Origin of the sequence: Blautia sp. AF19-10LB (genome assembly GCF_003461245.1) — a bacterium.
Lineage (GTDB): Bacteria > Bacillota > Clostridia > Lachnospirales > Lachnospiraceae > Blautia_A > Blautia_A intestinihominis.
The window spans coordinates 1-9,711 of sequence record NZ_QTWS01000063.1; the positions used below are offsets into that span (position 1 = coordinate 1).

General features: G+C 42.9%; 13 protein-coding genes and 2 pseudogenes. 14 read left to right on the forward strand and 1 reads right to left on the reverse strand.

All coding sequences use genetic code 11. From position 1 onward, the window contains the following. Window positions 1–476 precede the first annotated feature (476 nt). From ltrA to DWX28_RS18470, 11 genes and pseudogenes are all read left to right on the forward strand, one after another. On the forward strand, window positions 477–1,631 hold the full coding sequence (gene ltrA, locus DWX28_RS18420) for a group II intron reverse transcriptase/maturase (protein ID WP_118254547.1): 1,155 nt from the start codon (window positions 477–479) through the stop codon (window positions 1,629–1,631). Further along, window positions 1,606–1,929 carry a group II intron maturase-specific domain-containing protein gene (locus DWX28_RS18425; RefSeq protein ID WP_243002497.1) on the forward strand — a complete coding sequence of 108 codons (324 nt, stop codon included), beginning with the start codon at window positions 1,606–1,608 and terminating at the stop codon, window positions 1,927–1,929. The genes ltrA and DWX28_RS18425 overlap by 26 nt, the downstream gene beginning before the upstream one ends. A 135-nt stretch (window positions 1,930–2,064) precedes the next feature. After that, window positions 2,065–2,451, forward strand: a complete 387-nt coding sequence (locus DWX28_RS18430) for a DUF4186 domain-containing protein (RefSeq protein WP_022213564.1) — start codon at window positions 2,065–2,067, stop codon at window positions 2,449–2,451. A gap of 11 nt (window positions 2,452–2,462) precedes the next feature. Next, window positions 2,463–3,014 (forward strand): alpha/beta hydrolase, encoded by a 552-nt coding sequence (locus DWX28_RS20310; protein WP_022213563.1) that lies wholly within the window; start codon window positions 2,463–2,465, stop codon window positions 3,012–3,014. Beyond that, window positions 2,995–3,300, forward strand: a complete 306-nt coding sequence (locus DWX28_RS20315; RefSeq protein WP_199611870.1) for an alpha/beta hydrolase — start codon at window positions 2,995–2,997, stop codon at window positions 3,298–3,300. Before DWX28_RS20310 ends, DWX28_RS20315 begins: the two co-directional genes overlap by 20 nt. A 74-nt stretch (window positions 3,301–3,374) precedes the next feature. Further along, window positions 3,375–3,506 (forward strand): annotated as a pseudogene (locus DWX28_RS18440) (transposase); the annotation flags it as partial. A 323-nt stretch (window positions 3,507–3,829) separates the two neighbouring features. After that, window positions 3,830–4,219, forward strand: a complete 390-nt coding sequence (locus tag DWX28_RS20170; RefSeq protein WP_147342123.1) for an RNA-guided endonuclease InsQ/TnpB family protein — start codon at window positions 3,830–3,832, stop codon at window positions 4,217–4,219. Window positions 4,220–4,736: 517 nt separating this feature from the next. Then, complete coding sequence (locus DWX28_RS18455; protein ID WP_118254555.1) at window positions 4,737–5,060, forward strand: hypothetical protein; 324 nt, start codon at window positions 4,737–4,739, stop codon at window positions 5,058–5,060. 69 nt (window positions 5,061–5,129) lie between these two features. Further along, on the forward strand, window positions 5,130–5,726 hold the full coding sequence (locus tag DWX28_RS18460; protein ID WP_022213906.1) for a thymidine kinase: 597 nt from the start codon (window positions 5,130–5,132) through the stop codon (window positions 5,724–5,726). A 10-nt stretch (window positions 5,727–5,736) separates the two neighbouring features. Continuing rightward, window positions 5,737–6,384: a TetR/AcrR family transcriptional regulator gene (locus DWX28_RS18465; RefSeq protein ID WP_158565343.1), complete on the forward strand. Its 648-nt coding sequence runs from the start codon at window positions 5,737–5,739 to the stop codon at window positions 6,382–6,384. A 93-nt stretch (window positions 6,385–6,477) separates the two neighbouring features. Further along, window positions 6,478–7,266, forward strand: a complete 789-nt coding sequence (locus tag DWX28_RS18470; protein ID WP_118254561.1) for a class I SAM-dependent methyltransferase — start codon at window positions 6,478–6,480, stop codon at window positions 7,264–7,266. Between the two features lie 15 nt (window positions 7,267–7,281). Here the strand turns inward: DWX28_RS18470 and DWX28_RS18475 are convergent, their stop codons facing one another. After that, complete coding sequence (locus DWX28_RS18475) at window positions 7,282–7,917, reverse strand: class I SAM-dependent methyltransferase (RefSeq protein ID WP_118254564.1); 636 nt, start codon at window positions 7,915–7,917, stop codon at window positions 7,282–7,284. Between the two features lie 173 nt (window positions 7,918–8,090). Here DWX28_RS18475 and DWX28_RS18480 point away from each other — a divergent pair, with 173 nt between their 5' ends. The 3 genes and pseudogenes from DWX28_RS18480 to DWX28_RS18490 all read left to right on the forward strand — a co-directional run. After that, window positions 8,091–8,552, forward strand: coding sequence for an NUDIX hydrolase (locus DWX28_RS18480; protein WP_022213910.1), 462 nt, complete (start codon window positions 8,091–8,093; stop codon window positions 8,550–8,552). A 16-nt stretch (window positions 8,553–8,568) separates the two neighbouring features. Next, a complete protein-coding gene (locus DWX28_RS18485) occupies window positions 8,569–9,192 on the forward strand; it encodes an NUDIX hydrolase N-terminal domain-containing protein (RefSeq protein ID WP_022213911.1) in 624 nt (207 codons plus the stop codon). Window positions 9,193–9,365: 173 nt separating this feature from the next. Then, window positions 9,366–9,711 (forward strand): annotated as a pseudogene (locus DWX28_RS18490) (IS200/IS605 family accessory protein TnpB-related protein); the annotation flags it as partial.

Sequence of the window (9,711 nt, forward strand, 5' to 3'; positions counted from 1 at the left end):
CACGGTAATCGCCAGTGAGCCGTGTAGCTAAACTCGGTGCGTTGCAGTAATGCAGGGTACTAAGCGAGTGGATAAAGTAACCTCGGTAAGAGGGGCGAGCAATTATGCAGACCGTAACATAAAGTGAATTCTGCCGTATCGTTAAAAAGGTCTCTGAAAAGAGAGCAAAGGGAAGCTGAACCTTGTGCATATGGGTGAAAGCCATGGAACGTGTGAAGAAACTGGAAAGCAGCACGGAGGAATCCCTCGGTATAGAGGAAACGGTATGTATGAAAAGTGTGGTTCGGAACTGGAGAGACCCTACCCATCACCGAAAGGTAAAAAGAAAGCGTATAAGCTTGGCGAAATCGTATTTCTGATGGGAGGGAGTCGGAGAGGAACATAGTACCGATAATGACTGTGCAAGAAAACGCAGTCTATGGGAAGGTTCCTTGCTTCATTCACGTTTGTAGAGAGGGTAAGAGTGAGAGAATGTCATGCAGACTAACAACTCCAAAGAAAAAGTTCGACAACTTCAAAACAAACTATATCTGACAGCCAAGAAATGTGATAGCCGAAGATTTCATGCACTTTACGATAAGGTATATCGGGATGATATACTTTTTGAAGCATGGAAAAGGGTAAAAGCTAACAAAGGTTCCAGTGGTGTAGATGGTATCAGAATCGAAGATATTGAAGAGATGGGAATTGAAAAACACCTGTCAGAAATCAAATCGGAACTGATGGATGGAAAGTACAAACCATCCCCAGTAAAGCGAGTTATGATACCAAAACCAGACGGAAGTGAAAGACCTCTTGGAATACCAACAGTCAAGGACAGAATTGTGCAGATGGCTACCAAGATAGCAATAGAGCCAGTATTCGAAGCTGACTTTAGAGATTGTTCCTATGGATTCCGACCGAAAAGAAGTGCCAAGCAAGCACTGGAAGTGGTAAGGAAAGCGTGTAACAACAAGGGCTATTATGTAGTAGACGCAGATATTGAGAAGTTCTTTGATAACGTAAACCAGGATAAGCTGATGAAACTGGTAGAGCAGAGAATATCAGACCGTAGGATATTGAAGCTGATAAGACAATGGCTAGTATCAGGAGTATTATACGGAAATGTACTGACAATTTCTGAACTGGGAACAAGCCAAGGTTCAGTTATATCTCCGTTATTGGCAAACATCTACTTAAATACACTGGACAGACTGTGGGAAAAGTATGGACTTACTCACGGTATTCTTGTAAGGTACGCAGATGATACAGTAATCATCTGCAAGAATAAGAAAAGTGCAAATCACGCACTGAACTTATTGCAGTACATCATGGCAAAACTGGATTTAAAGCTACACCCAGTAAAAACAAAGATTGTCAGCATGTGGGACGGAAAAGAGGGATTTGACTTTCTTGGAATGCACCACAGAAGAATGACAACGGAAACAAGCAAAGGACAATTGTATAAAGAAACTTATCAGTACCCGAGCAGGAAAGCCATGAAGAAGATGAAAGCAGAAATCAAAAAGAATGTAAACGGTCGAAGCCTGTTAGTTGCAAAGGAAGAGGATTTAATAAAGAATCTAAATCCGAAAATCACAGGTTGGAAGAATTATTATTCCACCAATGATACCAAAACCAGACGGAAGTGAAAGACCTCTTGGAATACCAACAGTCAAGGACAGCAAAAAGAATGTAAACGGTCGAAGCCTGTTAGTTGCAAAGGAAAAGGATTTAATAAAGAATCTAAATCCGAAAATCACAGGTTGGAAGAATTATTATTCCACCAAAACAAATGAGAAATGGATGCAGGCACTAGACTGGTACATTATCTGTACCTTTACAAGATGGTATAACAAGAAACACCAAAGGCGTAAACATATGTCAAGAGTGGGATTTGTTAGAAATAGCATTTACGAAAAAGGATTAAAGAAAATGGCTAGAGCATGACGTAATGCTGTAGAAAGAAGAATGTCGGAAAGCCGTGTGAGGGAGAACCTCATGCACGGTTTGATGAGGGGCGGATGAAATTTTCATCCGCCTACTCTACCAGACCTAGACATAAAGTTTCCGGGAGTGAGAAAAGTGACAAAAGACGAATGGTACAAACAGCTTTTTGAAAATCTGGGGAAGTCGACATTCCGAAGCAGATTTCATCTGAAGCAGGTGGACATTGATTATATCAACAGCAAAGGGCTGGACAAAATAGAAGAACATGCGCGCGATTTTATTGTAAAGCGCGAAGCACCGGCAGTGATTCCAAACGATGGAAAACAGACCCCAATGCGCGGTCATCCTGTATTCATCGCACAGCACGCAACAGCGACATGCTGCCGTGGCTGCATTAAGAAATGGCACAAGATCCAGCCAGGGAAACAATTGAGCCAGGTGCAGCAGGACTACCTCGTGGACGTGATCATGACCTGGATTCGGCAGGAGATGGAACTGTTTCAGGACAGACTGATAAGGTAAGGAGTGCAGACATGCGATCAATGAAACCCGACAGGGATATTTGCGTAAGAAAAATCAAGATACCTTCTGAGGGCAGAAATATTCCGGCACTTGTCCTTTCGCCGAAGAAAAAGACGGATAAAACGCCGGGGATTTTGTGGATTCATGGTGGCGGATATATCGCCGGAATGAAAGAAATGGTTCATATGTCAAGAGCGGTGGATCTTGTCAAAAAATACGGAGCAGTGGTCTTTTCCCCTGGCTACAGAATGGCTTTCGAGACTCCGTATCCGGCGGCACTGGATGACTGCTATGATGCACTTTTGTATTTGAAAAATCATGCAGATGAGCTGGGAATCAGAACGGATCAGATCATGGTCGGTGGAGAAAGTGCCGGCGGCGGGCTGTGTGTCGCTGTATGCATGAAAGCGAGAGATACAGGGGATGTGAAGATTGCTTTTCAGATGCCATTGTATCCAATGCTGGATGACCGGGATACGGAAACATCCCGGGACAATCACGGCAAAGTCTGGAATACACGGAAAAAATCATTTCGCCTGGAAAATGTATCTGCGAAATACTGACAAAACCAAGGTACCGATCTATGCTGCTCCGGCAAGGTGCACAGACTTTTCTGGTCTGCCGCCGGCCTACACGTTTGTAGGAGATGGAGAGCCGTTTTTTGCAGAAGCCGTGCGATACATACATAAACTGAAGAAAAACAACATCCACGCAGAACTGGACATTTACCACAGCAACATCCACGCCTTCGACATGATGTACCCGGAACTGGAAATCAGCCACCAGGCAGCAGAAAAGTTCAACCGACAGTTTACATATGCGAAGGGGCATTTTTTCGCAGAGCAATAGAAAATGAAGAGAGGTAGCTTTGAGGTGTATTAAAAGGAATAAGAAAGGTGCTGGAAGAGTGAAACCATGACTGAGACCATGTTCATGTAATGTTCCGGGCACAACCCAGGTCAGAACTAAGTAAGTTTATTAATGCGTATAAAAGTGCCAGTAGCAGACTGTTGAAAAAAGAATATCCACAGATAAAAGAAAAACTGTGGAAAGAAGCAGATTCTCTTGCACTGGCAAATGTGCAGAGGAACCTGGAAGGAGCCTTCTGGAAATTTTTTCGGGAACCGAAAGTGGGATTTCCAAATTATAAATCAAAAAAACATTCCCGGAAATCTTATACAACGAATATGGTAAATGGAAATATCTGCCTGCAGGAAAAGTCTCTGAAACTGCCAAAGATGACACCCATAAAAATAAAACTTCATCGTTCGATACCGGAGTGCTGAGAAAAAGCTTGCCCGGGAACAGAGAAAACTTTCCAGATGCGAAAAGGGCAGCAGGAACTATCAGAAACAGAGGAAAAGGGTTGCATTATGTGATGAAAAGGATAAAGAACCAGAGGAAAGATTTCCATCATAAGCTCAGTCATGACCTTGCGGAGAAGTATGATGCGGTATGTGTGGAAGATCTGAACCTGAAAGGGATAGCCGGAGGTCTGCACTTTGGAAAAAGGATACAGGATAACGGATATGGGCAGTTCCTTTCGATGCTTGGATATAAGCTGGAAGAACGTGGGAAATATCTTATAAAAGTAGACCGTTATTTTGCATCCAGTAAGATATGCAGCGTATGTGGGAACAGGAAGAAAGAACTGGCTTTGTCAGAACGGACATACATATGTGAATGTGGAAACTGGATGGATCGGGATGTGAATGCAGCTGTCAATATCCTGAAAGAAGGAAAAAAGGTATATAAAAAGTGTGCGTAGCGGCACATAGAAAAATCTGTAACCAGATAAAAAAGAACCGCGGGACACGCGGGGATAGCCTGTTTTAGCTTTGCCCTGAAGGGCAATCGAGCAGGAAGCCCCCACTTCAAAATCTGTAAGATTTAAGTGGTGGGAGCATGTCACAATCATCCTCTGACCATTGAACATTTCCTGATTTTCTGTTGATACGATAGATGCGCTTAACAAAAGAAAGATACAACCAGGACGGATCGTGTTTTAATGAAAATTTGGCTATCATTGTGTCCTGGTCATATTGCAGGAAAACATTCGCCATAGAAAGTTTCGTCTTTTCGTAATTACTAACAGCGTTTATCATATCAGCCTCCAGGTGCATGTACTTTACAATTTATTTACAGAATAGACTATTCGGTCTATAAAGTTAAATATGGTTAGCTTTTTATAGAAAATCTGTTCACCAGGCTACATTTATTTGTGTTATACTGTTCGTGAAAGGGCATGAGGAATGATAAAAAATCCGAGAGAAAGGTGAAATTCTATGGAAAATTTGATCTGGTACATCATAATGATCCCATGCAGTGCATTACTCACAGGAATTGGAATTTACGCATGGAACAGGAAAAAACCTATGTGGTTCTGGTCTGGAAAGACTGTTAAAGAGACAGAGATTTCAGATATTACTGCTTACAATCATGCCAATGGAATTATGTGGATCGTATACTCCATTATTTATTGGATGGCGACATTTGCCGGGATTTGGAATTCTATAGCAGCATTGGACCTGATCATAGTAGGCTGTGTAATTGGGATTCCGGTGCTGGTAGTTGTATATAATCGAATATATGCAAGATATAAGGTCTGACCAGATCGGGCGATAATAAAAATACAGAGCAGGATTTTTCAGTATGGAAAATCGGGGAAAGGTTAAAAAATGGCAAAATTATATTTCAGATACGGAGCAATGGGCAGTTCGAAGTCTGCCAATATTCTGATGGTCCGTTATAATTATGAAGAACGTGGTCAGTATGCGGTATTATTAAAACCAAGGACTGATAACCGGGATGGGGAACATGAGATCAAGTCCCGGATAGGGCTGTCTGCACCGGCTGAATATGTGGATGATTTTTTGCGGGAGATCTCGAAATGCTGGAATGCTGAAACTTCAGAATATATCTACCATGAAAAAAGGGTAGCAGCAGTTCTGGTGGACGAAGCACAGTTTCTTTCGCCCGAAGAAGTAGACAGATTATCGGATATCGTGGATTTTTATGATATTTCGGTTCTCTGCTATGGGCTTCGCACCGACTTTTTGAACCATCTCTTTCCGGGCTCCAGGCGGCTTATGGAGATTGCAGACGTGATAGAAGAAGTCCCTACCGTATGCTGGTGTGGAAGAAGAGCACAGTGCAACACCAGATATGCTAATGGCAAAATCGTCCGCGAAGGCGCACAGATCATGCTTGGTTCAAATGAAAGTTATGTGGCACTTTGCAGAAAGCACTACAAAGAAGGAAAATTGTGGAAGTAGAATAGTAACGTTGACAAAACGGTTAGTGCGTGCTAACACAACAAGTGTTATGAATGATGAGCGAAGAAAACAAACCGAACAAAAATTAATCAGATCCGGCAGAGCAGAGTTCCTTGAGAAAGGTTATGCCAAGGCAAATCTTCGGGATATCTGTAAGGCGGCGAGGGTTACGACCGGTGCATTTTATTTTTCTTTTGAAAACAAAGAAGCACTGTTGGCGGCGATCCTGGATCCTGTGATCACAGATTATCAGAGGATGTGCAGTGTATTTGCAAAGAGAGAAGAGGACGATCCTGGTACTGCAGATGACAATGAACGGCAGATGATGGAATATCTGTCAGCACATCGGACAGAGGCGATCATTCTGATGGAGAAATCCGCGGGCAGCCGGTACGAAGGATTTAAGAGCCAGATTGACATGCAGATGCAATCAGCATTTACCAGCTATTTTTCCAAATTTATGGGTGTCAGCCCCGATGCGGAACTTATCAGGATTCTGGTTTCCATGAGGCTTCAGGGATACATGGAACTGATCAAAGGAGATTATACCGTGGAAGAAAGAATAAGGCTTGCAAGAGAGATCGGCATCCACGCGGATGCAGGGTCGATGGCGTTAATTAAATATCTGAACGGACAAAAAGAAGTCTATCGCAAATAATGCGGTAGGCTTTTTCTATTGCAAAACATAATTTTTTTCGGATTTGTTATGTGATCGCACAGATTTGATTTGAAATGTGAGGAGGAAAGAATCATGAACGAAAAAGCAAACTATGGAAACTGGGTACCTGAGAAAGCTCTGTATATGTTGTTTGGAGCAGCAGTTGTTTTGGGCGCGATTGCGGTGATCGTACAGGTAGTATTGAGCAAGCCTGTGATCACGGCAGCAGCAGGAGTACTCTGTGTACTGGCACTTATCATGGCTGTCTACATGCTGATTTGCCATGAGACATTTGCATTTGGAAAGGGAAATATGATGGCGGGTGTGCATGAGCACCTGGTCGAGCATCTTGACTGGAACGGGGAAGGCAGACTGCTCGACATTGGATGCGGGGCAGCCGCACTTACGGTTCGCTGTGCCAAAGCTTTTCCAAAAGCACAGATCACCGCAATGGACTATTGGGGCGCAGAATGGAATTACGCCAAAGAACAGTGTGAAAAAAATGCACAGATAGAAGGCGTTGCGGACCGCACATCCTTTCAGAAAGGGGATGCTGCGAAGCTGGATTTTCCAGACGAATCGTTTGATGCGGCAGTAAGTAACTTTGTATTCCATGAAGTACGCACAGCAAAAGACAAACGGGATGTTGTAAGAGAAGCACTCCGGATAGTAAAAAAAGGCGGCGTATTTTCTTTCCAGGATATGTTTTCCCAGAAAGCACTGTACGGAGATATGGAGCAGTTCGTCCGTGAACTGAAGGCGGAAGGCATCTCAGAAGTACATTACATAGGAAATCTGGAAAAGAAACTCGACTTTATCCCGGGGGTTGTAACAACACCATGGATGATCAGTGGAATGGGGATTATTTATGGAAAAAAATAATTGATGGGTTCACTGTTATTTCCGTGCAACGAGGTGTGCGCGGAACCCTTTCTGTTTCTCCATAGTCAGTACAGTGAAGCCGGCTTTTTCTGCCATGGCGATGAATTCTGTGACTTTGTGTATCTTCACATCGCCGTGGCCAGCCAGATTTGCCAGAGGCATTTCCAGATGGTTCATCAGCCAGACGATAAAATCTGAAGAGGTATAGTCACGTAAAACGAGTCGGCCGCCTTTTCGCAGAACACGGTAAGTACTGTTAAAAAATGCCTGAGGATTCGGATAGTGATGGAAGCTGTTGGAACAGATCACCGCATCAAAAGAATCCTCAGCAAAAGGAAGATTTTCGCTGTCGCCTACGATAAATTCCGTGTTGGAAAGCTTCTTTGCCTGAGCGACCTTGATCATTTCAGGAGTGAGGTCGAGACCGATATAATGTTTATCCGGGTATTTTTGATGGAGCAATTCAAGCATCGGTCCGGTTCCACAGCCACAGTCGAGCACATCGTGGAAAGGCTCCTTTTCCAGTTCTGCCAGGATCGGCGGGTAATCATCCTTACACATTTCATAAATACCGGAATGTTCACTGTCGTAAATCTTGGCTGCCTGTGTGAATTCTTTGATAGAAAGCTGTTTATATTTTTCAGGTGTCATAAAAAAGGCCTCCTAAACTTGAAATTTTTTTGATAAACGGTTAGGTTATACTAACCAGACATTACCATAAATGCACAGAAAAGTCAATTAAACGGGGCGTGTCTGTGTATTTTGGTTTGGGAGTATGCTATAGTTATTAGAGATAGGAATGTATGAAAGAAAGGAAAACTGAAATGACGACAACTACGTTGTGTTACATAGAAAATGATAATAAATATCTGATGCTTCACAGAGTAAAAAAGAAAAACGACATGAACGAAGGCAAATGGATCGGCGTCGGCGGGCATGTGGAAAGCCAGGAAACTCCTGAGGAATGTCTCGTGCGTGAAGTGAAGGAAGAAACAGGACTTACACTCACCTCGTATAAATTTCGCGGGCTGGTAACGTTTATAAACAGCGAATGTGAATCCGAGCTTATGTGCGTGTTTACAGCGGACGGATATACAGGTGAACTGATTGAATGCAATGAGGGTGAGCTTTGCTGGATCGACAAAGCCAGGGTATCGGAACTTCCTGCATGGGAGGGGGATAAAGTGTTTCTTGATCTGCTTCTTTCGGGCGAAGAACGTTTTTTCTCTGTGAAACTGCAGTATGAAGGCGACAGACTTGTCGAAACGAAGATCAATTTGTATTGAGAAGGGAACTTACAAGATGGATAAAAATAAACAATGGATCGATCTGATCGTGGAACTGCAGGGTCTTGCACAGGCAGGACTTACCTATGGAAAAGATGTTTATGACAAAGAACGTTATGAACGCATCCGGGATATTTCTGCTGAAATGATGGCTGAGCTTTCAGGTGTGCCAGTGGAAAAAGTAAAAGATCTTTTCTGTAATGAAACCGGCTACCAGACACCAAAAATCGATACCCGCGCAGCGATATTTGAAGAGGGAAAAATCCTGCTCGTTCACGAAAACAACGGAACCTGGTCACTGCCGGGTGGATGGTGTGATGTAAATGTATCCGTGACAGAAAATACAATAAAAGAAGTGAAAGAAGAAGCAGGTCTTGATGTTTCTGTCAAAAGCGTGATCGCCATTCAGGACAGGGAAAAGCATAATCTTCCGGTCTATGCATACAGAGTCTGCAAGATATTCATGCTCTGCGCGGCGACTGGCGGAGGTTTTGAAGAGAATATTGAGACTACAGGTTTTGACTATTTTGCAGAGGACGAACTTCCTGAACTTGCAGGCGAAAAGAACAATGAAGAACAGATCAGAATGTGTTTTGATGCGTACCGCGCAGGTGATAAATGGAAGACATTTTTTGATTGAATAACTGCGTGTCGCATTCTCGTTACTTTCAGTGATGAGTTAGACACGCAAATTTTTTATAAAAAAATAGAAATAGGGAGTTTTATTGGACTTAATAAGGAGTATAATAGAAAACACAAGAACAAATAGGACTTATTTGCATCAGTACAAGATAGAAAGGTTAAGAAACAGATATGAAGATTACATCCAGCTATGGTGTGGAATTACGAAAACAGAATATCCCAATCCGCCAGACGCTGGATGTCTACAGGTCTGCTGTTAGTTATCTGGTAAAAATTTATGCGCAGGTATGGGAAGAGCTGGAAGGGATTCTGGAAGCGAAGAAACGTTTCAATGAAGCAGAACATCTGATACATACAACGAAAAAGAATCAGGCCCGTTTTGATTTTGACATCCGTTTTCCAAAGATGCCTTCTTATCTGAGAAGGGCAGCCATCCAGCATGCGCTGGGAAGCGTATTCTCTTACAAAACTCGACTGGGATTGTGGGAAAAAACAGGTCAGAGAGAAAGTAAACCGA

Excerpts from the sequence above, each read along its gene's own strand:
- ltrA (WP_118254547.1), top strand. The coding sequence starts at position 477 with ATGCAGACTAACAACTCCAAAGAAAAAGTTCGACAACTTCAAAACAAA.
- DWX28_RS18425 (WP_243002497.1), top strand. The coding sequence starts at position 1,606 with ATGATACCAAAACCAGACGGAAGTGAAAGACCTCTTGGAATACCAACA.
- DWX28_RS20310 (WP_022213563.1), top strand. The coding sequence starts at position 2,463 with ATGCGATCAATGAAACCCGACAGGGATATTTGCGTAAGAAAAATCAAG.
- DWX28_RS20315 (WP_199611870.1), top strand. The coding sequence starts at position 2,995 with ATGTATCTGCGAAATACTGACAAAACCAAGGTACCGATCTATGCTGCT.
- DWX28_RS20170 (WP_147342123.1), top strand. The coding sequence starts at position 3,830 with ATGAAAAGGATAAAGAACCAGAGGAAAGATTTCCATCATAAGCTCAGT.
- DWX28_RS18455 (WP_118254555.1), top strand. The coding sequence starts at position 4,737 with ATGGAAAATTTGATCTGGTACATCATAATGATCCCATGCAGTGCATTA.
- DWX28_RS18460 (WP_022213906.1), top strand. The coding sequence starts at position 5,130 with ATGGCAAAATTATATTTCAGATACGGAGCAATGGGCAGTTCGAAGTCT.
- DWX28_RS18470 (WP_118254561.1), top strand. The coding sequence starts at position 6,478 with ATGAACGAAAAAGCAAACTATGGAAACTGGGTACCTGAGAAAGCTCTG.
- DWX28_RS18475 (WP_118254564.1), bottom strand. The coding sequence starts at position 7,917 with ATGACACCTGAAAAATATAAACAGCTTTCTATCAAAGAATTCACACAG.
- DWX28_RS18480 (WP_022213910.1), top strand. The coding sequence starts at position 8,091 with ATGACGACAACTACGTTGTGTTACATAGAAAATGATAATAAATATCTG.
- DWX28_RS18485 (WP_022213911.1), top strand. The coding sequence starts at position 8,569 with ATGGATAAAAATAAACAATGGATCGATCTGATCGTGGAACTGCAGGGT.